Annotated in this window: 21 protein-coding genes and 1 pseudogene; 14 read left to right on the top strand and 8 right to left on the bottom strand. The window is 50.3% G+C overall.

The window, feature by feature from the left end:
* Nucleotides 1–60 precede the first annotated feature (60 nt).
* Complete coding sequence (tuf, locus tag HMPREF9469_RS20995; RefSeq protein ID WP_007866448.1) at nucleotides 61–1,254, top strand: elongation factor Tu; 1,194 nt, start codon at nucleotides 61–63, stop codon at nucleotides 1,252–1,254.
* Between the two features lie 145 nt (nucleotides 1,255–1,399).
* Here tuf and HMPREF9469_RS30775 read toward each other — a convergent pair whose 3' ends face one another.
* Nucleotides 1,400–2,290, bottom strand: a complete 891-nt coding sequence (locus HMPREF9469_RS30775) for a LysR family transcriptional regulator (protein ID WP_007866446.1) — start codon at nucleotides 2,288–2,290, stop codon at nucleotides 1,400–1,402.
* Between the two features lie 157 nt (nucleotides 2,291–2,447).
* Between HMPREF9469_RS30775 and HMPREF9469_RS20985 the strand changes: the two genes are divergently transcribed.
* From HMPREF9469_RS20985 to HMPREF9469_RS20970, 4 genes are read left to right on the top strand one after another with little or no spacing between them, the layout of a single operon-like run.
* Nucleotides 2,448–3,926: an SLC13 family permease gene (locus tag HMPREF9469_RS20985; RefSeq protein ID WP_007866443.1), complete on the top strand. Its 1,479-nt coding sequence runs from the start codon at nucleotides 2,448–2,450 to the stop codon at nucleotides 3,924–3,926.
* An 11-nt stretch (nucleotides 3,927–3,937) separates the two neighbouring features.
* Complete coding sequence (locus tag HMPREF9469_RS20980; RefSeq protein ID WP_007866440.1) at nucleotides 3,938–4,675, top strand: hypothetical protein; 738 nt, start codon at nucleotides 3,938–3,940, stop codon at nucleotides 4,673–4,675.
* On the top strand, nucleotides 4,672–5,931 hold the full coding sequence (apgM, locus tag HMPREF9469_RS20975) for a 2,3-bisphosphoglycerate-independent phosphoglycerate mutase (RefSeq protein ID WP_007866437.1): 1,260 nt from the start codon (nucleotides 4,672–4,674) through the stop codon (nucleotides 5,929–5,931). The genes HMPREF9469_RS20980 and apgM overlap by 4 nt, the downstream gene beginning before the upstream one ends.
* 58 nt (nucleotides 5,932–5,989) lie before the next feature.
* Complete coding sequence (locus tag HMPREF9469_RS20970) at nucleotides 5,990–7,276, top strand: MBL fold metallo-hydrolase (protein ID WP_007866434.1); 1,287 nt, start codon at nucleotides 5,990–5,992, stop codon at nucleotides 7,274–7,276.
* A 36-nt stretch (nucleotides 7,277–7,312) separates the two neighbouring features.
* Here HMPREF9469_RS20970 and HMPREF9469_RS20965 read toward each other — a convergent pair whose 3' ends face one another.
* Nucleotides 7,313–7,537, bottom strand: a complete 225-nt coding sequence (locus HMPREF9469_RS20965) for a hypothetical protein (protein ID WP_007866431.1) — start codon at nucleotides 7,535–7,537, stop codon at nucleotides 7,313–7,315.
* Nucleotides 7,538–7,857: 320 nt separating this feature from the next.
* Here HMPREF9469_RS20965 and HMPREF9469_RS20960 point away from each other — a divergent pair, with 320 nt between their 5' ends.
* Nucleotides 7,858–8,778 carry a YitT family protein gene (locus HMPREF9469_RS20960; RefSeq protein WP_007866429.1) on the top strand — a complete coding sequence of 307 codons (921 nt, stop codon included), beginning with the start codon at nucleotides 7,858–7,860 and terminating at the stop codon, nucleotides 8,776–8,778.
* Here the strand turns inward: HMPREF9469_RS20960 and HMPREF9469_RS20955 are convergent.
* Nucleotides 8,751–10,520 (bottom strand): FAD-binding protein, encoded by a 1,770-nt coding sequence (locus tag HMPREF9469_RS20955; protein WP_007866426.1) that lies wholly within the window; start codon nucleotides 10,518–10,520, stop codon nucleotides 8,751–8,753. The genes HMPREF9469_RS20960 and HMPREF9469_RS20955 overlap by 28 nt on opposite strands.
* A 14-nt stretch (nucleotides 10,521–10,534) precedes the next feature.
* On the bottom strand, nucleotides 10,535–11,248 hold the full coding sequence (locus HMPREF9469_RS20950; RefSeq protein ID WP_007866423.1) for a FadR/GntR family transcriptional regulator: 714 nt from the start codon (nucleotides 11,246–11,248) through the stop codon (nucleotides 10,535–10,537).
* A gap of 280 nt (nucleotides 11,249–11,528) precedes the next feature.
* On the opposite strand from HMPREF9469_RS20950, the gene HMPREF9469_RS20945 reads away from it, so the two are divergent.
* The 6 genes from HMPREF9469_RS20945 to HMPREF9469_RS20920 all read left to right on the top strand — a co-directional run bounded on the left by HMPREF9469_RS20945 (nucleotide 11,529) and on the right by HMPREF9469_RS20920 (nucleotide 18,473).
* Nucleotides 11,529–13,265, top strand: a complete 1,737-nt coding sequence (locus tag HMPREF9469_RS20945; RefSeq protein ID WP_007866420.1) for an ABC transporter substrate-binding protein — start codon at nucleotides 11,529–11,531, stop codon at nucleotides 13,263–13,265.
* A 166-nt stretch (nucleotides 13,266–13,431) separates the two neighbouring features.
* The gene (locus HMPREF9469_RS20940) at nucleotides 13,432–14,391 is read left to right on the top strand and encodes an ABC transporter permease (protein ID WP_007866418.1); all 960 of its coding nucleotides are present in this window, start codon (nucleotides 13,432–13,434) and stop codon (nucleotides 14,389–14,391) included.
* A 10-nt stretch (nucleotides 14,392–14,401) separates the two neighbouring features.
* Nucleotides 14,402–15,313 (top strand): ABC transporter permease, encoded by a 912-nt coding sequence (locus HMPREF9469_RS20935; RefSeq protein ID WP_007866416.1) that lies wholly within the window; start codon nucleotides 14,402–14,404, stop codon nucleotides 15,311–15,313.
* A 182-nt stretch (nucleotides 15,314–15,495) separates the two neighbouring features.
* A complete protein-coding gene (locus tag HMPREF9469_RS20930; RefSeq protein WP_007866413.1) occupies nucleotides 15,496–16,503 on the top strand; it encodes an ABC transporter ATP-binding protein in 1,008 nt (335 codons plus the stop codon).
* Nucleotides 16,504–16,507: 4 nt separating this feature from the next.
* Nucleotides 16,508–17,557, top strand: coding sequence for an ABC transporter ATP-binding protein (locus HMPREF9469_RS20925; RefSeq protein WP_007866410.1), 1,050 nt, complete (start codon nucleotides 16,508–16,510; stop codon nucleotides 17,555–17,557).
* A complete protein-coding gene (locus tag HMPREF9469_RS20920) occupies nucleotides 17,550–18,473 on the top strand; it encodes a dihydrodipicolinate synthase family protein (protein WP_007866407.1) in 924 nt (307 codons plus the stop codon). Before HMPREF9469_RS20925 ends, HMPREF9469_RS20920 begins: the two co-directional genes overlap by 8 nt.
* Nucleotides 18,474–18,559: 86 nt before the next feature.
* On the opposite strand, the gene HMPREF9469_RS20915 is transcribed toward HMPREF9469_RS20920, so the two are convergent.
* Nucleotides 18,560–19,108 carry a CDP-alcohol phosphatidyltransferase family protein gene (locus tag HMPREF9469_RS20915; protein WP_007866404.1) on the bottom strand — a complete coding sequence of 183 codons (549 nt, stop codon included), beginning with the start codon at nucleotides 19,106–19,108 and terminating at the stop codon, nucleotides 18,560–18,562.
* A gap of 255 nt (nucleotides 19,109–19,363) precedes the next feature.
* On the opposite strand from HMPREF9469_RS20915, the gene HMPREF9469_RS20910 reads away from it, so the two are divergent.
* A complete protein-coding gene (locus tag HMPREF9469_RS20910) occupies nucleotides 19,364–20,218 on the top strand; it encodes a MurR/RpiR family transcriptional regulator (RefSeq protein ID WP_007866402.1) in 855 nt (284 codons plus the stop codon).
* On the opposite strand, the gene HMPREF9469_RS20905 is transcribed toward HMPREF9469_RS20910, so the two are convergent.
* Nucleotides 20,199–21,125 carry a LysR family transcriptional regulator gene (locus HMPREF9469_RS20905; RefSeq protein ID WP_007866392.1) on the bottom strand — a complete coding sequence of 309 codons (927 nt, stop codon included), beginning with the start codon at nucleotides 21,123–21,125 and terminating at the stop codon, nucleotides 20,199–20,201. The genes HMPREF9469_RS20910 and HMPREF9469_RS20905 overlap by 20 nt on opposite strands.
* A gap of 284 nt (nucleotides 21,126–21,409) precedes the next feature.
* Here HMPREF9469_RS20905 and ilvD point away from each other — a divergent pair, with 284 nt between their 5' ends.
* Nucleotides 21,410–23,149 (top strand): dihydroxy-acid dehydratase, encoded by a 1,740-nt coding sequence (ilvD, locus tag HMPREF9469_RS20900; protein ID WP_007866389.1) that lies wholly within the window; start codon nucleotides 21,410–21,412, stop codon nucleotides 23,147–23,149.
* Nucleotides 23,150–23,332: 183 nt separating this feature from the next.
* Here the strand turns inward: ilvD and HMPREF9469_RS20895 are convergent, their stop codons facing one another.
* Both HMPREF9469_RS20895 and HMPREF9469_RS33870 read right to left on the bottom strand, forming a co-directional pair.
* Nucleotides 23,333–24,058: a DUF975 family protein gene (locus HMPREF9469_RS20895; protein ID WP_007866387.1), complete on the bottom strand. Its 726-nt coding sequence runs from the start codon at nucleotides 24,056–24,058 to the stop codon at nucleotides 23,333–23,335.
* A gap of 248 nt (nucleotides 24,059–24,306) precedes the next feature.
* Nucleotides 24,307–24,539: pseudogene (locus HMPREF9469_RS33870) on the bottom strand (hypothetical protein); the annotation flags it as partial.

The following is a 24,539-nucleotide window of genomic DNA, read 5'->3' as shown; positions in this document are numbered from 1 at the left end:
GCCTGACATTAACTATAATAGCCCATTATACAGGGCGCAAATTAAGGAGGACGTTATAAAATGGCTAAAGCTAAGTTTGAAAGAAACAAACCTCATTGTAACATTGGTACCATCGGACACGTTGACCATGGTAAAACCACTTTAACCGCAGCAATCACAAAGACTCTGCATGAGAGATTAGGTACAGGCCAGGCAGTTGCTTTCGAGAATATCGATAAAGCTCCAGAAGAGAGAGAGCGTGGAATCACGATTTCTACTGCTCACGTTGAGTATGAGACAGAGAACAGACACTATGCACACGTTGACTGCCCAGGACATGCTGACTACGTTAAGAACATGATCACTGGTGCTGCCCAGATGGACGGCGCTATCCTGGTTGTAGCAGCTACCGATGGTGTTATGGCTCAGACAAGAGAGCACATCCTGCTTTCCCGTCAGGTAGGCGTTCCTTATATCGTTGTATTTATGAACAAGTGTGATATGGTTGACGATCCAGAGCTGCTTGAATTAGTAGATATGGAAATCCGTGAACTGTTAAATGAATATGAGTTCCCAGGCGATGACACACCTATTATCCAGGGTTCTGCTCTGAAGGCTCTGGAAGATCCTTCCAGCGAATGGGGCGACAAGGTTCTTGAGCTCATGAAGGCTGTTGACGAGTGGGTACCAGACCCAGTTCGTGAGACTGACAAGCCATTCCTGATGCCAGTAGAGGACGTATTTACAATCACCGGCCGTGGTACTGTTGCTACCGGTAGAGTAGAGCGTGGAACTCTGCACCTGAATGACGAAGTTGAGATCATCGGTATCCATGAGGACGTTCGTAAGTCCGTTATCACCGGTATCGAGATGTTCCGTAAGCTGCTTGACGAGGCTCAGGCCGGCGACAACATCGGCGCTCTGCTGCGTGGTGTTCAGAGAACTGAAATCGAAAGAGGACAGTGTCTGTGTAAGCCAGGTTCTGTTAAGTGCCACAAGAAGTTTACCGCTCAGGTTTACGTTCTGACAAAGGACGAGGGCGGCCGTCATACTCCTTTCTTCAACAACTATCGTCCACAGTTCTACTTCAGAACAACTGACGTTACCGGCGTTTGCGAGCTGCCAGCTGGTACCGAGATGTGTATGCCTGGCGATAACGTAGAGATGACCGTAGAGCTGATTCATCCAGTAGCTATGGAGCAGGGTCTTCGTTTCGCTATCCGTGAAGGCGGAAGAACCGTTGGTTCTGGTAGAGTTGTAAGCGTTATCGAGTAATTGATAACTTTGCCTGTATAGGTATATCTGAATAGATATTGTGTCCAAACGTATATGAAAACTGCGCAATCATGGTTGAAAGACCATGGATGCGCAGTTTTTTTTTCACTCTTTTGTTATTTATGTTCGTTTTGTTCTAGGTTTATCATGCTTCCTTAAAAAAGGAATTGATGAACAGCATTTCCTCCTTGGAGAGAATGTGGGATTTCTTATGGATAAAGTAGAGCCTGCGCATAATATCGATTCCCTGCAAAGGCATGGTGCAGATTCGCCCATTCTGTTCCTCGTTTAATACAGAGTACCTGGATAGCACGGAAATTCCCATCCCATTAAGGATCCCCTGCTTAATGGCCTCAGTATTGTACATATTGAGTACATTTCCAAGGTGAATCCCATAGGACTGCAGCCGTGAGAGCACAAATTTCCTTGTGGCTGACTGGATCTGGGAGATCAGGAAGGGATAATCAAGGAGATCCTCAGGCATAATCTGTTTTTTGCCGCTGAGAGGATGGGAGGGAGGGAAGACCACACGCATCTCGTCATCATAGAAGGGCCTGCAGATATAGCCGGGATTCTGGGTGGTTTCCTCATCCTCGGGAATGATGGCAAAACTGATCACGTCCTGGTCCAGCATGTTCAGGATATTAGGAAAAAAGTTCACTGTAAAATTTATCGGTATATCGGGATACTGTTTTTTGAAACCACTGAGTATGGGAGGAAGCAGATAGATACCGATAAAGTTGGTGGCTCCAAAACTGATCTCATGCCCATAGGAATGGTTGGATGAATACAGGTCAGCTTTCAGCTGATTAAAATCCTTTTCCAGATGACGGCCGAACTGATACAGAAGCTGTCCGTTCTTATTCAGGGCCATCTTCTTGCCTGTACGGTCAAACAGTGGGTAGCCGATTTCCGCTTCCAGGGAGTGGATCTGTTTGGAAAGGGCGGGCTGTGAGCAGTAAAGGGCTTTAGCTGCCTGGGAAAGGCTTCCCTGATCGACCACTGCGCAGAAACTGAAGATCTTATGTATGTCCATGGAATACCTCCCTATATTACAAAAAGTTATATGATGACGACAAAAAGGGAATTTGACTTATGGTATAATGAGAAATATAATATAATTACCGATCGGATATATAACCAATAGTTCTATTAAGATGATAAAACATAAATGACGGGAGGTCAAGATATTTATGGAGGTTTCTTCAGGGGTGAAAAAGGAAAAGAGAAGATTGTCCTTTGAGGAATGGATGAAAATCATGGGAATCGCGGTTGCGCTTCTTGTCTTTGCACTCATTTACACAATGGATACACCAATACAGATGACGCTTCAGGGAAAGGCGTCACTGTCCGTGTTTGGCATGGTGTTTGTGCTCTGGGTTACACAGGCAGTGCCCACCTATGCCGCAGCTCTTTTGGCGATCGTTCTTCTTGTATTTACAGGCGGATGGACACAGAAGGATACACTGGCTGTGTTTGGACAGGATGTGATCTGGCTGATGTTGTCCGCATTTATCATTACATCTGGAATGGAGAAGTCTGGTTTTGCAAAAAGGATGGCTCTGTTCATTGTTTCACGGTTTGGCACAACGGCTAAAAAGGCGTTGATCTCCCTGGGCGTGGTAAATCTACTGTTGGCATTTGTGGTTCCGTCCACCACCGCCCGGGCAGCCATGCTTCTGCCCATATGCCTTATGGTTCTGAATGTATATCAGGCAGTGCCTGGCAAGAGCAATTTTGGCAAACAGCTGATGATACAGGAGATCCATTTTAATAATATTTCAACCAGTGGCATCCTTACAGCCACAGCTCCCCAGATTCTGGCAGTGGGATATATCCTAAGCATGGCAAATGTAAACGTGACCTGGGGAGAATGGTTTATTGCCAGTATGCCCATAGCAATCCTGACACTGATCGCTTCCATCATCATAGGAAATATTCTGTTTAAGAGCGAGGTTAAGGCTCCGCCCTCAGGTGCCGGCGACTCAGGTGCCCAGTCCCTGAAGGACCAGCTAAAGGAGATGGGACCGATCAGTAGGAATGAGATAAAGGCCTTGTGCATTTTTGCCCTTACCGTATTCCTGTGGGCAACAGACGGACATCATATCCAACTGTTCGGGTTCCAGATCAGTCTAGTCATGGTAGCATTGCTGGCATCTGCCCTGTTTTTCCTTCCTTATGTAGGAATCCTCAACTGGAAAGAGACAAAGATCCCGTGGGACCTGATGGTATTCTCCGCAGGGGCATATGCAGTAGGGCTTTCGCTGGATGCGTCAGGTGCGGCTTCCTTTCTTCTTAATACGGTATTTGATAAATTTAATCTGGAATCAGCTAATCCGTTTACACTTTATATGATCGTAATGTTTGTTGCCAGTTTCAGCCATCTGGTGTTTACCAGCAAAAATGTAAGGGTTGTCATCCTGCTTCCGGCTATTATCATTCTGGCAGGGAACCTGGGTGTGAATCCTCTGCTTCTGGCATTGCCGGCCTGCTTTACTATCTGTGACAGTATTACACTGCCGCCCCACTGCAAGCCCAATCTTATTTTCTACAGCACCGGTTATTTCTCAGTAAAAGATCAGTTTATCTATGGCATGCTGGTCCTGTTGGCAAAATGGCTGATATTAGGGGTGGCGTATTTCACCTGGTTCAGGATTGTAGGTCTTGTATAGGAGGGAATGTGATGAAAAAAAGAATGAAAACAGCAGCGCTGATGACAGGAATCTTAATAGGAATATTTGTTGCCTCCTTTCAGGTACAGGCAGAGGAATATGTTTCCCTGTCCTCTTATCAAGAGACATTTAAGCCCTCTGGTACAAAAGACGGTATTCTTACCATCCAGCTGGAGGGGGAGCCGGATCAGGAGGGGTATCTGTATGTGATCTCTTCTGTTAAGGATATGGAGCCTTTTGGGGAGGTTTCAGGCCAAAATCTGGAAGGTGTAAACATGGAGCCGGTCTCTGTTGGAAGTGTGGGATTTTATAGGATCAAGGCAGCGGACAAGGACAGCAGTGCGGCGCTGACAGCACAGTTTTTATGTCCTGGTTTCTATAGCAGCAAGAAGGTAGCAGATGTCAATGGAGGAGAGGATTACCCGATCTCCTACAAGTTTACCAATTACTTTCCTGAAAAGATAGGAAAATACACCTTGACCATTGAGCTCCCCCAGGGGAACCAGGTGGTCAAGGTGACAAAACCAACTGCCTACGCGGACTTTATCCTATCAGAGGAACATGGTATAAGGGCAGTAGGCGTGTCAAAGGGAATTGCTCCCGCAGGTACGGTAAACCTGGACTTCACATATGATGTGCCTTTTACTGCATCTATGGCGGGAAAGGCAGCGGTATGGGTAATCTGTCTGGTGCCGGGACTGGCTGTTATGACCGACAGGCTGAAAAAAGCAAGGGAGGGACAGATGTGACAGGGAGATTAAAGCGCAAAGGTATCATGCTCATTGCAGATGGTCTTGGGGACCGTCCAGTGGATGAACTGAATGGAAAAACTCCGCTGGAATATGCCAGAACCCCTGTGTTGGATGAACTGTGCAGGAGAGGAATGACCGGCCTTGTGCATCCCTACCGCCCGGGGGCCAGGTGCGGTACTGACTGGGGACATCTGTGCCTATTTGGTTATGATCCTGAGCCGTATTACACGGGTAGAGGGTCCATTGAGGCCTATAGCGCAGGTATGACCCTTAAACTGGGAGATGTTGCATTTAGAGGGAATCTTGCCACTGTAGATCAAGATCTTAAGGTGATTGACAGAAGGTCGGGAAGGATCTCAGATCCCCGGGATATAGCGGGTTTGGTGGAAGAGGTGAACGGACTTGAAGTAGACGGCTGCCGCTTGATCTTAAAGCCGCTGACAGAGCATCGTCTGGCCATGGTGATACGGGGAAGCGGATTGGGGTGGAGCGTTCCTGATACAGACCCTGGTACTGCCAGGGAAGGGGAAGCAGTCATACGTCCTCAAGATCTTAAGGATGCCGGGAATAAACGGACCGCAGATATCCTGTGGAAATTCCAGCAGCAAATACATCGTATCTGGGAGAAAAGCGATATCAACAGGCAGAGGGTAGAACGGGGCCTGCTTCCGGCTAACTTTATATTAACAAGGGGATGCGGAAAGGCCATGGTGCTTCCGCCCTTTACAGACCGGTATCCGGGCGCCAGGGTTGCTGTGATCGCCGGTGATTCCACAATTACCGGAATCGGCAGGATGTGCGGATTTGACGGTTATCGGGAAGATGGATTTACCGGAGGGTTTGACACAGACCATATGGGCAAAGCCCGACTAGCGGTTAAGCTGTTAAAGGATTATGACCTGGTGGTGGTCCATGTAAAAGGTACGGATTTATGCGGCCATGATAACCTTCCTTACAGGAAGGCTGAAATCATAGAAAAGGTGGACCGGATGTTTTCCTGCTGGCTGGAGCAGATAGGGGAGGAAGACTGTTACTATGGGATGACAGCCGATCATTCCACACCCTGCTGTCAACGGGAACATTCTGCAGACCCGGTACCCTCATTCCTGGCAGGTCCCGGTGTGCGCCGGGACGGGGTGGAGCTGTTTGGGGAAAGGGCTTGTGCCGGAGGCATCCTGAATCAATACACGGGAAGCCAGTTCATGGCTACCATAATGGATTACCTGGAACTTACCAGGAAATATGGTGCATGAGCCAGTGGCCCGTCACAAGGACAGATGAAAGAAATATGAAATAAGGATGTGGAAGAGAATGAAAAAAGATGATGAAGATATGACGGAGGAAGGAATTTACCTGTCATCTTTTGGCGGAAGCGGAGAGAATGGGAGAAACTGCCATCTCATAGGGATTAGGGGTGGATATATATTGCTGGACTGTGGCGTGAAGCGGGAGATCTGCGGGGACAGTGTGGGCTTTTATCCGGAGCTGACCAGGGAGATCGTATCACGCATTCAAGCAGTGTTCCTGTCCCACTGTCACGAGGACCATGTAGCGGCACTTCCTCTTTTGTATGAGCTGGGGTATGAGGGACTGGTGTACGGGACTGCTGAGACTTTGGACCAGGTTCCCGGATTTATTAATAAGTGGATGTCCTATGTAGATTCCCAAGGGGGAACTCTTCCCTTTGGGATGGAGAAAGCGGGCCAGATACGCTATGCCCGAGTCGCTCTGGGGGAGCAGGAAATCGGCGGATTCCATGTGACCGCAGGCCGTTCCGGCCATGTGCTGGGGGGATGCTGGTATATGTTCTCATTGGAAGGAAAAAAGATACTTTATACAGGAGACATGTGCTTGGATTCCTCAGGCCTTGCCATTGATCTGCCTGGACCATGTGATGGTGCTATCATGAACTGCGCGTATGCAGGGAATGTTATGAACCAGGCCCATCAGTACCGGGCGCTATTAGACTCCATACTGGAAACCGTACACTCGGGTGGGAAAGTCCTTTTACCTGTCCCATCCAAAGGGCGGGGTATAGATATACTGATATATCTGGAAAAGAACCTGCCCGGAATCAGATTGTATGCGGAGCAGTCAGTGGCGGACAGCCGGATGGAACTGTCAGGTCAGACCCGGTGGATTAAGCCGGGGATGGAAGGGCGCTCAGGGCCTGAGGTGACAATCATACGTTCCGGGGAAGAACGAAAGGTAGCCCTTAGATCAGAAGGGGCTGCCGTGTATCTGACACCGGATGGAATGATCACAACTCCGGTAAGTCTTGAATATTATGAATTTCTTAAAGGGGACTACGGTAATAAGATCATCATCACAGGCCATGCCGCCCTGGGAACAATGGGATACGCGGTTCTGGACAAGACCTGTAGAGAACAGTGTAAGATCAGGGCAATAGGAGAAAAGATCGTGTTTAAGGTGCACATGGATGATGATGATGTTGTAGCTCTCTGCAGCAGGATCAGGGCCCGGGAGGTCATTCTGTTCCACAGCGGATGGGAGTGTACCGGGGAGGTGGTGCGCCGTCTGGAGAAACTGAATGTGTGCGCTAAGACCCTAAGATACCCTGAAGCAGTGAAGCTGTAGGCAGGTAGATCAAATGCAGATCTTATGGGTGAGCCGCTATTCCTCATCCGCGCACAGAATTTGGACAAAACGCGCCATGAGCGGAATGTAGCTCACCATGAATGTAATGGCGGCTATGGTAAACACAGTTTTCTTCTTGGGGTTGGGAATACGCAGTCCAATGCATATACCCAGGGACAAAAGGCAGAACTTCAGCAGGCTGATGAATTTCCAGTCGGATTCCCAGATGTACTGGTTTGCACAGCGGATGAGTTTTCTCATGGTGGTACCTCCTTGATTTTATATTTATATTTACAGTGTAACACAAGAACTGGAGGATTGGAAGGGCTGCTTGACAGGCTGCACAAAACGTGGTACGATAACCTCTGGATTCGCGTGCGGATCCATCCGGATAAATGGGTTCATCAGGAAGATAATGATGCTGCCCATAGGGAATTGAGGTAATTGACAGATGAAGATCAGGTTAACACAGTACAGGGCCTGGTATGGTAAAACCCAATACAGTATATTATAACAGCAGAGAAATCTGCTGTTTTTTATTGCGGATTTTATTCGGGTAGAGTGGGAAAGGATGAAAGATAATGGAAAAGAAACAGACAGCGGTAAGGGAGATTATAAGGTTGTGCCAGATTGTTCTGGGAAATGCAATGTACGCGGCGGCAGTGGTATTGTTTATCGTGCCTAATGGGCTGATTACCGGAGGGACCACGGGGCTGGCGCTGTTTGCCTCCCATACCATGGGAATTCCCATCAGCCTGTTTGTCAGCATTTTTAATATTACCATGTTCCTGTTCGGGGCATGGATCCTGGGCAGACAGTTTGCCCTGACCACGGCGTTGAGCACGGTTATTTATCCCCTTATGCTGGGGCTGTTGGAGGGACTGGGATTCGGCGGTTTTGTGATGCAGGAAAAGCTGGTGGCCGTGATCTATGCGGGCATCCTCATAGGAGCAGGTATCGGCATTGTCATGAGGGCCGGAGCCTCCACCGGGGGAATGGATATTCCATCCCTGATCCTAAAGAAAAAATTTGAGATCAATGTGTCCTTCAGCCTCTATCTCATGGACTGCATCATCCTGGGTCTGCAGCTGATCTCTGCGGACTCCCATGCCATTCTTTACGGTATCCTGCTGATCATTGTATATACCATGGTACTTAATAAGGTTCTGATGTCCGGAAATGTCAGGATACAGGTGAAGATCGTGTCCAGGAAATACGAAACCATCAACCGGCTGATTGCAGAGCGCCTGGACTGCGGCACCTCCCTTCTCCACATGGAGACAGGGTACCTGCACCGGGAGCAGGAGATGATCCTGGCTGTTATCGCCAGGCGTGACCTGCCCAGGCTGAACCAGCTGGTGATGAATGAAGACCCGGAGGCCTTCATGATCATCAACCAGATCAACGAGGTGAGAGGGCGGGGATTCACATTAAAACGTGTGTATCAGGATTCCGCCTATCAGGAGCAGATGTATCAGGAACAGGAGGAAGGTTCCGTATAACCCGGGGCAGGTGTTTGGGAGACAACATATTTCCCGTCCGTCAGGCTGACCGCGGTACGCCATGCGCCGGCCAGCGGATCTGTCTGAGGATGATCCTCCCTGTAATGGCTTCCTCTGCTTTCCCTCCGGGCCAGCATGGATGCCAGCAGGGCACGGCCCAGATCCAGATACTGGTGGGCTTTTAGGAATGCCTTAAGCTGGGGAGCATCTTCGCAGTCATCAAGCCCCATATTCTGATCCAGAACCAGTCCCATGGCATCCATGGCTTCAAGGGCTGTGACCAGTCCCTTTTCAGTCCGTATAATGCCACCGTACCGCCACATCAGTTCCTTTACCCGCCGGCAAATCTTCTGGGGAGAATCCGGGATACGGCCGGTATCAGACAAAGGCTGTTTTATATAGGGAGGGCAGCATTGGTAGGAGGCGTACAGCTGGCCGCGGATATCATCCACTGGGACAGGGGAAAAGTGATTCTTTCCAGCATGACCGCAGGCAGACCTGGCTGCCAAAGTGCCGAATACCAGGCAGCTTCCTGAGGCCATGCCTCCCAGGCGGTCGGCTCCATGGATGCCCCCGGCTCCTTCGCCGCAGGCAAAGAGCCCCTCCACCCCGGTACAGCAGCCGTGATCCACCCAGATCCCTCCATTGGCCGCATGGAAAAAGGGAGCAATGGAAATGGGGTCCTTTTCAATATGTATATTGTGTTCCCTGAGCAGCCAGTCCGTATAATCCCGTACATAGCCGCGTTTATCCTTCAGGATATCAGGGCTGTAGCGGATCAGACACCCTGAGGACTCATCAAATGTACCTCCTTCTGCCTCGATACGCTGCAGCGCGGACTTCATAAGGGCAATGTCAAAATATCTGGAATTATCCGAGAAGGTAAAAGGGCCGTGGGGTTCCCGGAGCATGAGGCACTCCTCATAATCCGCCTGGTGGGGCAGAAGTCCCTTCAGCACATCTTCTCCATCCGGTCCGATCAGCCCGGTGCAGTATCGCAGGCTACCCTCCCTGAACACGGTTTTATAGAGAGGGGACAGAAAACCCGGAATAAACTGGTTGTATTCCAGATTGATCAACTTGGCACCGGCTTTCAGGGCAATGGCCTGGGTGCTTCCGTTCACATCCGCAGTGTTCAGGTTGTGGAGATAGAGCCCTCCCATGCCTCCCCCTGCCAGGATTACTGCCTTGGCGGATATGGTCAGTATTCCCTCCGGCCCCAGGAGCAGAGCGCCGATGATCCGGTTTTCCGACACCAGAAGCTGTACCAGGTCCGTGTGCTCCATCACCGTGATGCGCCCGGTTTTCCGGATGGCTTGGTGCACCCTTGTCCTCAGCGCGTCCCAGTCCTTCCAGTAATACAGATCCCGGGCCGTATGGCCAAAACATGCCAGCTTCTTTTCAGGAAGCCTGTGAAAATCAATGCCCATCTCAGGCAGGTTCCCTATACACTCTTCAATATGATCGATATAATATCTTCCCATCCATGGGTCGTTCATGCCTTGGCTGCAGTCTTCTATATCCTTAAAGAAACGTTCCCTGTCCTGGGGACCGGCAGTACACAGGCAGTGTATGGTATCCATCAGAGGATAGAAACTGGAGCCGGAACACAGGCGGGAGGAGGTTATGAGGAGTACATTCCGGTTTTCCCGGGCGCAGCTTACGGCTGCCCGTATACCGGCCAGGCCGGCGCCGGTGACCAGAATATCATACTGCATTTGGGATTGTATCAGATGATCCATAAATATCCCCCTGTCTATCTCTTAAAATATCCCACATTAAAATGGAACTGCATTGCATCATAGTACTTCTGATAATCCCGGGCTTTGATGGCATTGCAGATGCGCAGGTGCTTTTCCACGGTGAGCTCCATGTTGCTGTGGGTGGTCTTGACTTTATAATACCGGTCACATGCCCAGAAAAACTCAATAATGGACTTTAACAGGTGATTGTCCACTGCCTGGAACAGTATCTTGTGAAAAGATGCGTCAGCCTCAGCGAACCTGGCACCATATACGGAGGAGCGTGACTGTTTGATCTGGACAAACAGGCTCTCCATGGTTTTGGCTTCCTTGGTCAGGCTCTCCAGGGACTCCGGGGTGATGCTCTCATATGCATCCTTTGCAAAACCCAGCTCCAGCACCCGGCGCAGTTCCTCGATCTCCTTGTGCAGCTGGTCCTCATCGCTGATACTGTAGATCAGGTTGCTGAGGAAAAAATCAGTGTTAAACTCCTGAATGACAATCCCCACACCGGGAGTGGAGCAGACCGTGCCCGTAATCTCCAGGGATTTGATGGCTTCCCTCAGCACATTACGGCTTACCCCCAGCATTTCGCACATCTTCATCTCAGAGGGCAGCTTATCTCCCGGCATCAGATGGTTCTTCTCTATATAACTTTTAATTTCATCGTAAACCTGCAGATATAACTTGCGGGATTTTAGATTTTTCATTCCATTGGCTTTTGCCATACCTGTGATTCTCCCTGTGCTGTATGATTTGTATGATAAAGTTCTAACTATATGTTTATCATATTGCATATTAGTAAAAAAGTCAATGAACTGTTATAAATGTACATAATTCGACAAGATAATATCCATAATACGTACATTATACACACAAGAAAATAAATTATATATTGACATGTATGTGCAATTATCATACAATAAAGTCACGATAGCTTGAAAAAGCAATGAAGGTTACAAAACTTTGTAGTACAAAGTACAAACTAAGAAATGGAGGTTACGGATTATGAAGAAAAGAAGATTAGCAAGCCTGCTTTTGGCAGCAACTCTTGCCGTGGGATCCCTGGCCGGCTGTGGTTCGGGAGGAAAGACGGCTGAGACCACTGCTGCGGGGCAGGGCGCCCAGACCACACAGGCACCTGCAGGCGGGACCTCAGGCAGCTCCGCAGACGGGGCAGGGGCAACAGATCTGGGAACACCTCTGGCGGATGTAAGGGTGCGGCAGGCACTGGCCTACGCCATTGACATGGAAGCCATTGTGGACAGCCTTTTTGAGGGAAAGGCGGAAGTGGCTAAGAGCTTTACCGCCCCCGGCGACTGGCTGAACCCTGAGATCCCGGTCTATGAGTATAATCCGGAAAAGGCCAAGGAGCTGCTGAAGGAAGCAGGATGGCCGGCAGACTATACCCTGGACGTGGTCTACTACTATGATGACCAGCAGACCGTGGATTTGATGACCATTATCGGCCAGTACTGGCAAGAGGTTGGCGTGAAGGCCCAGTTCAGGAAGCTGGAAGGCGACCTGGCAGCCCAGCTTTGGGTACCGCCCGCAGACAAGGAGAAGGGACCGTCCGCTGTGAAGTGGGATCTGGCCTATGCAGCCGTTGCAGCCCTGGCGGAGAGTGAGTTCTATAACCGCTTTGCATCCACTGCATCCAACAACTCCTCGGTTCCCAAGCAGGATGGCTTGGATGAGATGATTGCAGCATCCAACGCAACCATGGATACCAATGAGCAGAAGGAAGCATTTTTTAAGATCCAGCAGTTTGTGGCAGAGAATGAACTGGCCATGCCGCTGTATCACCAGGTATGCTTTATCTATACCAGCGACAAGCTGGACACTGCGGGCAGCAAATTCGGCAACGACCAGTTTTCCTATGAGAAGAACATTCTGGACTGGAAGATCGACCGGGCGGACAATACCATGTACACCAACGGCGGACCGGAAGAATTTTTCTGGTATCCCATGGTTAATCCGGGTTACATGATCAACACTGAGCTGATCTTCGACAAGCTGATCAATGCGGACAGTTCCCTGAATCCCACAGAGGGAATGCTGGCTGAGAGCTATGCTGTGTCTGAGGATGACAAGTCCATTGAGTTTGTCTTAAGGGACGGGTTAAAGTGGCATGATGATGAACCCCTCACTGCAGAGGATGTTAAGTTCACACTGGAACTGATGTTAAGGACCCCGGGAACCAATGCGGTTGCATCCGAGGTAATGAAGGCCATCCAGGGCTCAGCTGATTTCCTGGAGGGCAAGACCGACAACCTGGAAGGCGTTGAGATCGATGGAAACAAGATTACAGTAAACTTTGACACGGTATCAGCTAATGCCCTTGCGGTATTTTCACAGTGGCCCATCCTTCCGAAGCATTGTCTGGAGAAAGCAAGCCCCGAGACGCTGCAGCAAGATCAGTTCTGGCAGAAACCAATCGGTTCAGGCCCATACAAAGTTGATGAGGTGGTCCTCAACAACTATGCAACCCTGAAGAGATGGGACGGATACTACAAGACCGGAACAGGCAATATTGATACCATCTATATGTTTGCCAGCGGAGAGAATGACGGCAATCTGGTTAAGAATGCGGGAGCGGGCAAGATCGATTATGCATGGAGCAAATCCACAGATGATGCAAAGGCCATCGAAGCCATGGACGGTATGACGGTGACGGCGGCAAATATCCGCTATACCAGATGTTTCTATATCAACCAGTTCCCTCATGATGCGAATATAAAGTAGGATGATTGGACTGTGGCGGGCCGGTAATAAAACGGTCCGCCCTGTTTTTTAACAAGAGAACTTCCATGATGCGAAGCTATGGATGATCTTGCTTCGTATTGCGAAGGGCTTTCGCACAAAGCGCCGGAAAACCTGGCGCAAGTGCTCAATGCAAGGAGGAATTTTAATGAGTAATTACATAATACGTAAAATTCTGACCCTCATTCCCATGATGCTGGTAATCAGCTTCCTGATCTATCTGGGCATGGAGCTGATGCCGGGTGATGCGGTTGATTTCCTGATTCCGCCCGATGCCCTTGCCACCATGTCGCCGGAACAGCTGAATGCCATGAGAGAGGCCCTGGGCCTGAACGACCCGTTTTTCCTGCGCTATTTAAAGTGGCTGGCCGGAATGCTTCACGGTGATTTCGGATATAGCCTGCAGAGCGGCGTCCCTGTCATTACCCTGATGAAGAACCACCTTCCGGCAACCATTGAGCTGACCTTTACCTCCCTGGTCATGTCCTCTGTTTTCGGTATTCTTTTGGGGATTGTCTGTGCCCTTAAAAAGGGAACGGTCCTGGACCAGATCTTGAGTATTGTTGGAATGGTAGGTGTGGCGATCCCCCAGTTCCTGCTGGGACTCATCTGCATTAATGCATTTGCACTCCACACCAGCATCCTTCCGGTGGGAGGCCGGATGGCCTATGCGGGACAGAACTTTATTCAACGGCTGCCCTATCTGATCATGCCTGCCACTGTGCTGGGATTTTCCCTGACATCAGGAGTTATGCGTTATGGACGCTCCAGCATGCTGGATTCCATGGGGCGCGATTATATGAAGACAGCCAGAAGCAAGGGCCTGCCTGAGTGGAGGGTCAATCTTCTCCATGGGCTGAGGGCTGCCATGACGCCGGTGGTGGTATTGATCGGTTTCCGCCTTCCCATGCTCATCGGAGGTGCTGTGGTGGTGGAGGAGGTGTTCCAGTGGCCGGGTATCGGTGTGCTCTTTGTCTCAGCTGTGCGCTCCCAGAATACACCCCTGGTCATGATCATCGGTTTCTTCAGTGTCCTGCTGGTGCTTGTGGCCAGCATCATCGTGGATATCATCACAGCAGTGCTGGATCCGCGGATTAAACTGAGTTAGGAGGTGCGGGATGAAAAGTTCACTTGAACGGAAAATGGACCGGATCCTGGAGAGGGAAAACTCCGGCCGTATAAAAAAAGGGATCAAGAACCGTGCCCTCAGAAAGCTGTTTGCCAACAAACTGTCCGTACTGGGATTTATCATATTCTTTGTGATCATGTTCATGTGCCTGTGCGCGCCCCTGTTTACCCAGTACAGCTCCACCAAGGTGGACCTGCGCAACATCCTGAGCCCGCCTACTGCCTCCCATATTATGGGAACTGATAAAATCGGCAGGGATATATGGGCCAGGGTTCTCTATGGGGGGCGCATATCCATAGGCGTGGGCCTTGGAAGCGCGCTGATCGCAACGGTTTTAGGCGTATCCCTGGGAACCATTGCAGGTTACAAGGGCGGCTGGTTTGACGGTATCATTATGAAGATATCAGAGATTCTTATGTCATTTCCCCAGATCATCCTGGTTCTGATCCTGGTGACCATTACGGGCCAGAGTTTATGGAACCTGATATTTATATTTTCCATTACGGGCTGGCCTTCCATGTACCGTATGGCCAGGTCCCAGATGCTGTCCCTGAGGGAGGAAGAATATGTACAGGCGCTGAAAGCTTTTGGAATCGGAAGCATGAGGATCGCATTTGTCCACATGCTGCCCAATGCCATCGGCCCCATTTTTGTAAACATAACCCTTTCCACTGCCATGTTCATCCTCCAGGAGGCATCCCTAAGCTTTCTTGGACTGGGTGTTCCTCTGGAGGTGGCCACCTGGGGCAATATCCTGAATGCGGCCCAGGACCTGATGATACTGAAGAATTCCTGGTGGGTATGGCTGCCAACAGGTATTGTGGTGACGCTGTTTGTGGTGGGTATCAATTTTATCGGTGACGGTCTGAGGGATGCCACGGACCCGTCCCAGATCGGATAACCAATGTGCTTCCGTGAAGTGCTTTCGCACATAAGCATCTAAAAGACAGACGCTAAGTGCCAGGGGAAACTTCACGATACTAAGCTCGAAAGGACCTCGCTAAGAATCGTGAAGTGCTTTCGCACATAAGCATCTAAAAGACAGACGCTAAGTGCTCAATGCAAGGAGTGTGATAATACATCATGAGCGATAACGTAGTATTGAAAGTCCAGGACCTGGAAGTTAATTTTTATAACAATGAGAGATGCAACAAAGTCCTTCGGGGCGTGTCCTTCCAGCTGGAGAAGGGGAAGATCATGTGTATCGTGGGAGAGAGCGGGTGCGGCAAATCCGTGACCGCCAATTCCATTATGGGCCTGCTGCCTGATCTTTCCAGGATTGAGAAGGGGGAGATACATTTTTACGACAAGGGTAAGGATATAAGGATCGACCGGTTAAAGCGGAAGGGAAAAGAGATGCGTGAGATCCGCGGAGATGGGATCGCCATGATATTCCAGGACCCTATGACGGCCCTGAATCCGGTCTTTACAGTGGGATACCAGATCAACGAATCCCTTCTCTATCATAACAGGGCAAAGAGCAAGAGCGATGCAAAGGAGAAGGCGGTCAGCCTGTTAAAGGACATGGGGATCCCCCTTCCTGAGAAGAGGGTGGATGAATACCCTTACCAGTTTTCAGGGGGCATGTGCCAGAGGGCCATGATCGCCATGGCCATGAGCTGCCAGCCCAGGGTGCTCATAGCGGATGAGCCCACCACGGCCCTGGATGTGACGATCCAGGCGCAGATATTTGAGCTGATGCTGGCCCTTAAGAATAATCATGATGCGGCTATCCTGCTCATCACCCATGATATGGGTGTGGTTGCCGAGCTGGCCGACAATGTGGCTGTAATGTACATGGGCAGTATTGTGGAGAGCGGGGATGCCAGAGCTGTGCTGACCCATTCGGCCCATCCCTATACAAGAGCCCTTCTTAAGTCCATACCTGTGCTGGGACGGGGCAAGAAGCAGGAGCTGGAACCCATCAAAGGCTCTACACCCGATCCATATAACCGTCCCAAAGGCTGCCAGTTTGCGCCAAGGTGTGAATTCGCCGCCGACCGGTGTATGGAGGAAATGCCCCCCGAGGTCCAGTTGGAGCCGGGCCATTACTGCAGATGCTTTCATGACCTGATGGGAAAGGAGGGGTGAGATAATGGCAGACAAAAAGGATGTGCTCATTAAGGTAAACGGCCTGAAGACGTATTACCCTGTGAAACAGGGGGTATTTAAGCGGACCGTGGGGTATGTGAAGGCAGTGGATGATGTGAACCTTGACATATACAAGGGGGAAATACTGGGTGTGGTAGGAGAAAGCGGCTGCGGCAAGACCACCCTGGGGAAAAGTATCCTTCAGCTGATCAAACCCACGGAGGGCAGTATCCGATATTCCTTTGAGACAGGGGAGAGGGAGCTGATCGGTATGAATAAGAGGGAGCTGGATGAAGCCCGGTGCAAGATGCAGATCGTGTTCCAGGATCCATATTCCTCCCTAAATCCGTCCTTTACCATATTCGGTTCCATGCAGGAACCCCTGATCCGGTTTGGGGAGAGGAGCAAAAAGGTCAGGAAGGAAAAGATAGCAAAGCTTCTGGAAGCAGTTAACCTGCCTCCGGAGTACATGGAGCGGTATCCCAATGAGTTTTCAGGCGGCCAGAGGCAGAGGATCGGTATAGCCAGAGCCTTGTCCGTATCCCCTGAATTTATTGTGTGCGATGAGGCTGTGTCGGCCCTGGACGTATCCATTCAGGCCCAGGTGCTGCAGCTTCTGAAAAAGCTCCAGGTGGAGCGCGGCCTCACTTACATGTTTATCACCCATGACCTGTCCGTGGTGGAATACATCAGTGACCGGATCGTGGTCATGTACCTGGGGCGGGTAGTGGAGATGGCGGATACGGAAGAGCTATTTGAACATACGCTCCATCCTTACACAAAGGCGCTGCTCAGCGCGATTCCCATTGCGGATATAGATAAGAGGCGCAAGAGGATCCCGCTTCAGGGCGATGTACCCAGCCCGGTGAACCCGCCGTCCGGCTGCACCTTCCACCCAAGGTGCCCGGAGTGTATGGAAAAATGCAGGACCGAGATACCCCATCCCACCATTATCATGCAGGAAGGGAGGGAACATATGGTATGCTGCCACCGCGTCAGCGAGCAGGCAGCTGCAAAGAAAGAGGTTCAAACAACAGGAGGCAATCATGAGTAAATTTAAAATGACACAGATCAAGGGAGTCATCCCGGCAATGATGACATTTTTTGACAAAGAGGAAAATGTTGATATCCAGTGCACCAGACGTATGGTGGATTTTATGCTGGACCATGGAGCAGACGGATTTTATCTCACCGGCAGTACGGGAGAATGCTTTACAATGACCGCCGAGGAGCGGAACCTGGTGGTGGACACTGTGATCGATCAGGTTAAAGGGCGGGTTCCGGTAATCGTACATGTGGGGGATATTGGCACAAAGAAATCCATTGAACTGGCAAAGCACGCCTATGAGGCAGGGGCGGACGCCATTTCGTCCGTGCCTCCTTTCTATTGGAAGTTCAGGGCGGATGATATTTACAGCTATTACAAAGATATCTCTGAGGCAACGCCCCTTCCCATGGTGGTCTATAACATCCAGCTGGCAGGGCTTATGGACATGGGCCTGTTGCTGAAGCTGGCGGACCTTCCCAATGTGCACGGCCTCAAATACACGGCAAGATCCCATGATGAGATGGGATACCTGAAGGAAAAGCTGGGCAGTGATTTCATGATCTATTCAGGCTGTGATGAGATGGCATTTTCCGGCATGTGCGCAGGGGCGGACGGTATCATCGGTTCCTTCTACAACCTGTTCCCGGATCTGTACAAGAAGATTCTGGCCAAGGTGGAGGCGAGCGATATCAAGGGAGGAATGAGGCTTCAGAAGATTGCGGATGAGGTGATCTTCGCGGCCCTGAAATATGATTTCCCATCCGTGCTCCACGGTATGATGAACTGGAGAGGGCTGGAATCCGGGTACTCCAGAAAGCCGTTCTACAACTATGAGGATTCAGAACTCACGGGCCTTAAGGAGGAGATTCTCAGAATTAAGGAAAAGTATCAGGCAGAGGAACTGGATATGTTCCATTTTTAGAAAGGGGAGGAGTGCGATGAGCCAGGAGATATTACAAGGAGGTTTGTAGCGGCGATCAAGGAGGGGATACCGGCTTAAGGCCGGCCCTACATCCGTCTAAACACCCGTACATACATCACAAGAGTCACCGCCATCACTACCCCGCACAGCAGGATCAGCCCATTGACCAGAGGGATAGGCATATGGGGGAACAGGAGGAAAAGGAAGAGGACTACAAAAAGCAGGGCGGTGCAGCATTTCCCAAACCACATGGCGCCGTCTAGCTTTTTGCCCTGGCGCAGCTTGATGGCGCCCATAACGAGCATGAACCCTTCCTTTGCCACAAAAAGGACGACTAACAGGAGGATCAGAGGATAGCGGCTTAAAAGGCAGAGAAGAATGGCGCCGTGGGTCAGTTTGTCGGCCAGAGGGTCCAGGAACTTGCCGAATTCCGTGATCATGTTGAATTTCCTGGCAACCATACCGTCAAACATATCGGTGATGGAGGAAATGCCCATGACCAGGGCAGCCCTGTAATAGTCTGCGTCCGTCACAGCGTGGAGATACAGCCATACAAATACCGGAATCATGACAAGGCGGAAATATCCCATCAGGTTAGGAATTGAGAAAAGTTCTTTTTTAGACAAATGCTTCATAAGAAGTACACCCCTCTCTTGCTAAAAGAAATATTTTTTTTTATAATATAAATAAATTGTAACTGTTCAGTACGGCTCATCTTCTTGACCGGAAAAGCCGGTCAAGAAGCATCGGATGTCCATCCAATGTGAAAATGGGTGCAAAAACGGACTTATGAGCAAGCTTAACGCCCGCTTTTGTACCCATTTTCACGCCGTTCTGAACTGTTAATAAATTTATTTTTCAGGCTTCGGGCAGCCAAAGGAGGAAGGCAAATGACAGCGGATTTTTTAGTGAGGATCAGAGGAGAGTACAACCAGTTTACAAAAGCGGAAAAAAAGGTGGCGGACTATATCCTCAACTATCCTAAAAAAGTTCTGTTCATGTCCATCACGGAACTGGCCGAGGTCTGCAACGTGGGTGATACCAGTGTGTTCCGGTTTTGCAAGACCATGAACTGCAAAGGGTATCAGGAATTTAAAATGCTTCTGTCCCTGAGCCTTAATGAGGGCAGGCAGGGCATGGGACAGATGGAAGGGGATATCGACCTGGATGACACCTTTGACGAGGTGGTCCAGAAGGTGCTTGCTTCCAATATAAACGCACTTAAGGAGACCCAATCACTTCTTAAGAGAGACCATTTTGAACAGGTTATTCAGTGTTTCCACAACGCCACGCGCATCTGTTTTTACGGCGTGGGCACCAGCATGACCACGGCCATGAAGGCGGCCGACAAATTCCTTAAAATAGAGTCCAAGGTGTACTGCGCATCAGACTCCCATATCCAGGCCATGATGGCCTCCACCATGACCAAGGGTGAGGTGGCTGTGGTGTTCTCCTATTCGGGAGCCACCAAGGATACCATCCATGTGGCGCAGCTGGCCAAGCAGGCAGGGGCGGAAATTGTATGTATCACCCGTTTCGTCAAGTCCCCTCTGACTGCTTACGGCGACATGGTACTGCTGTGCGGCGCCAATGAAAGTCCGCTGCAGGCTGGTTCTTCATCGGCGGAGATCAGCCAGCTGTTCCTCATTGACCTTTTGTACACCGAGTATTACAGAAGATACTATGATACCTGCAGTGTGAACAATGAAAAGACATCGGCCTCAGTTATGGAGAAACTCTGCTAGGATCCTGCCAATACTGTGATGCCAGCTGGACCAGGTACATGGCAGGACTGCTCAGGTAACTGTTTTTGCGGTAGCTGGCCACAATCTTCCATGAAGGGTGGTCCGGCAGGCAAAAATAGGATACATCCTCCCGCAGAGCCAGTGTATCAGACTCAGGCACCAGGCCGCAGCACATCCTCGCTCCCACCATATGGAGAATGGTCCGGGCCCTGGCTGTCTCAAACAGTACATTGGGAACAAAGCCTGCCTGCCGGAAGATGGTGTCAACCCATTGGCGGATGGTGGATTCCCTGTACATCAGGGCAAAGGGTTCGTACTTAAGGCCTTCCAGATCCAGTTCCGGATAAGGACCCTTGCCGCCGGGCTTTGCCTGGCTGCACAGGGGATGGACGGACGGGACGGCCAGCACCAGCTCCTCGGTGCTGATAGGCAGATACTCATCATCTGTGCGCTGATTATCCTGCAGGGTCATGAACCCTATGTCCAGGCTGCCCTGGATGATCATCTGCTGCTGCCTTCGGACGCTTACCTCCGATACATTGATCACAATACCTGGATACTCTTTATGAAAAACAGGATAGATACTGGTGAACATGTGGGCGCCTCTTTCCGGCGGGAAACCGATGGAGAGAGAGCCTTTTTTTGCGTCAGTGATATCCTGGAGGCGATGATAGGTCTCACGCTTTAGACGCAGCATTTCCCTGGCAGCGCTGAGGTAGACCTCCCCGGCTTCCGTGGGAGACCATCCGGTGCGCGAACGGAAAAAGAGGGGCGTGCCGATCTCGCGTTCCAGATGGAGCAGCTGCTGGTTCAGGGCAGAGGGGGTGAGGAACAGTTTTTTTGCCGCCCTTGTCACATTGCGCTCCTCCGCGATTTTTACAATATACTCTATCTCCTTTAGATTCATGAAAACCTCCTTGTGCTCCACTACCTTAATTATAAATGGAAATGTGGGGAAATACAACAGGGCAGGAAAGATACTGTTAAAAAAATTAACAGTAAGCGTAAAACTATTAATTTTACTTATCAAAGGTAACGAATTATAATATACACGTAACAGTTAAGGACGGCGGGAAAATGGGTGAAATAGAGGGAACATCCGATGCTTCTTGACCGGCTTTTCCGGTCAAGAAAATGAACCGTCCTGAACCGTTACCTATACAGTAAGCAACTGCATATAAGGAGGGTGTTATGGAGTACGATATGGAGTACAAAGAGGACTACAAAAAGAACTACGAAGATGCGTTTGAGATGAAAGACAGGAAATACCGCAGCAGCACTCTGACCAATGGCCTTGGGCGGTCGGGGCAGAGGGCGCTTTTGTATGCCGCGGGTATGGATGAGGAGGATATGAAAAAGCCTTTTGTGGCGGTCATCGGTTCCTTCAGCGAAATGGTGCCCGGGCATGTGCATCTGCGTGAACTGGCAGAGTATGTGAAACAGGGGATCATAGAGGCGGGAGGCGTACCAAGGCAGTCGGAGACGATCGCTATCTGCGATGGCCTGTGCCAAGGGCATAAGGGGATGTGTTATCCGCTGGCCAGCAGGGACCTGATCGCCGATTCCGTGGAAATGGTGGTGGAGGCCCATCATTTTGACGCAATGGTGCTGCTGCCGGGATGTGACAAGATCATACCGGGCATGCTGATGGCGGCCGCCAGGCTGGATATCCCGGCCGTCATTGTGCCGGGCGGCCCCATGCTTCCCGGAAATGTGGGGGGCAATCCGCTGTTTTGTTCCTCTGAACTCAGGGAATATCCCGGACGTGTGGAAATGGGGACTGTGACTGTGGAGGAGATGAAGGAGGCTGAGAAAGCAGCCCTTCCAACGGTTGGAAGCTGTGCCCACCTGGGAACCGCCAATTCCATGTGTATGCTCACGGAGGTGCTGGGCATGGCCCTGCCCGGAGCAGGGACAGCACCAGCGGTATCCAACAAGAGAAAGCGGATTGCCAAGGCATCAGGCAGATGTGTGATGGAACTCCTGAGAAAGGGGATCACACCCAGGAAGATCCTCACCCGGGAGTCCATGCTGAACGGTGTTGCCGGAGCCATGGCCACTGGTTCCTCCACCAACCTGGTCCTGCACCTGATGGCAATTGCCCATGAGGCAGGAGTAAAGCTGGACCTGGAGGATTTTGACCGGATCAGCCGGCAGGTTCCCTTTGTGTGTAACCTGCAGCCCTCCGGAAAATACCCCATTGTATCACTGGATGCAAGCGGCGGGATCTCAGCCGTGTTAAAAACCATAGAGAGCAGGATCCACGGGGATGTACTTACGGTAACAGGCAGCACCTTAAGGGAACTGCTTCAACAGGTCAAAGCCGCTCCTGATGATGTGTTAAAGAGCATGGAATCCCCCCAGAAGCCTGAGGGCGGCATCGCGGTGCTCCGCGGAAATCTGGCGCCAAGGGGCGCCGTGGTCAAGCAGTCGGGGGTTAAATCTTCCATGTATCATTTTAAGGGGAAAGCCCGTGTATTCAACTCCATGGAGGAGGCGGACGAAGCCATCAGCAACAATACGGTTGAAAAGGGAACCGTGATTGTGATCCGATATGAAGGACCCAAGGGAGGGCCGGGGATGAGGGAAATGCTCTCCACCACGGCTCTGATTATGGGACGGGGAATGGATGAGGATTGCGCCCTGGTAACGGACGGCCGCTTTTCCGGGGCCACCCACGGTCCCTGCGTGGGCCATGTGTCCCCGGAAGCCGCCTCGGGAGGTCCCATCGGACTGGTGGAAGATGGGGACGTGATCGAAATCGATATTGCAGGCCGCGGCCTTCACCTTGAAGTGTCCCAGGAGGAACTGGAGAAAAGAAAAATGGCCTTTGTTCCTGTGAGAAAGCCCAGAAAACCTGCGTTGGCCAAATACGCTGCCCTGGTCAGTTCGGCGGATACAGGAGCTGTGATCGATGTGACCGGACTGTGATGGATGTAACTGCACTGTGACGGGAACCATCCCGGGATAGACCGATCCGCCGCTGTCCCAAAACTAAAAAACAGGATTTACAGGGATTTGCCTCCCTGAAATCCTGCTTTTTCCGTCTTATGGACCGTACCGGCAATTTCCGTCTTCTGGACCATACCGGTAAGCCCTGTCTTCTGGACTGTATCAGTAAGTTCCGTTATATTCCTGTCTGTACCCCATCTGTTTTAATTCCTCATAATATTCCGCATAGGTTGCATTTTCATAAGGAAGCACAAAGATGATACCGATACAGCATGCCAGTATACCTAGAATTTCCCAGCCGATAAAGGACAGCTGCAATACAAAGAACTGGAATTTGTGCCCATCCATCATGTTTCTGCTCTGGTCCAGGGCGCTGCGGTAATCCATATCCGGGTATTCGGCCAGGATATATGGAACCATTGCGTACTGGTATGTCTTGATAATGCCGGGAATGATGAGAAGCAGGGTCCAGCCGAATATGATCAGGTCCTTCATAAACATTGCCTTTACGATCTTAAGATATCTGCCGCCGCCAAATCCGTAAAACAGGCGTTCAAAGCCCGCGTCCGCCTGTCTCTGCCTGCTTTCAATAAAGTAGGAGCACAGTCCCACCCGCACCACGTTGCTCAGAAAGGTCTGTATCAGGACACATACAATAAAAATGATGACAGACATGATGATAACGATGAACATAACAGCGATCAGGGCCGCCAGATCAAAGTCTTCCGTCAGATAACGGGAGCCGGAACGGCCCGGTATACTGAAATTAACGGAGGTATTGCCGCCTCCGCCCAATATGGTTGCCACAAGGCTCACCAAAAGAGCCATCCAATAGTATTTTTTTAAACATGCTTTTGCCCGCGCTTTTAATTCTGCTCTGCTAGCCAAGTTAGTTACCTCCTTATGTGTTGGAAGGATCCAGACATTCAATTCACACTTCCATTATATACCTATCCATATTATCATGCCATAAATTGGATAAAAAATCCACTTAAAAATCGGGAATCCATCATACAAATAATTAAGATACATGTAATAAAAAGTTCACGGAAAAAGTAAACTTCTTTTTGTATGATGTACCTTGTATCCTATTCTGGAGAAAGGGTAGTGTCAAGTAATCTATGAAAAAACGGAGTCTAAAAAATAGGCTCAACCGAACCTTGAAAATTGCAGATATTAATGGTTTTAAGATCTTGGGGCCTTGCCCCAACCCCCACAAGGGACTCGTCCCTTGACCCGATTTCGGGCTTTGCCCGAACCCATCCTCGCCGGAAGGCAGGAAAAGGGTGCAGTTGCCCCTTTTCTGCTGGACAGGATAATCCGTGGGCTTATGTCAATAGACTTTCGCGGCATATCCTCACAGGCGGCC

This window comes from [Clostridium] citroniae WAL-17108 (genome assembly GCF_000233455.1).
GTDB lineage: Bacteria > Bacillota > Clostridia > Lachnospirales > Lachnospiraceae > Enterocloster > Enterocloster citroniae.
The sequence above is the reverse complement of the archived record's forward strand: the minus strand, read 5'-3'. Positions and strand labels throughout refer to the sequence as shown.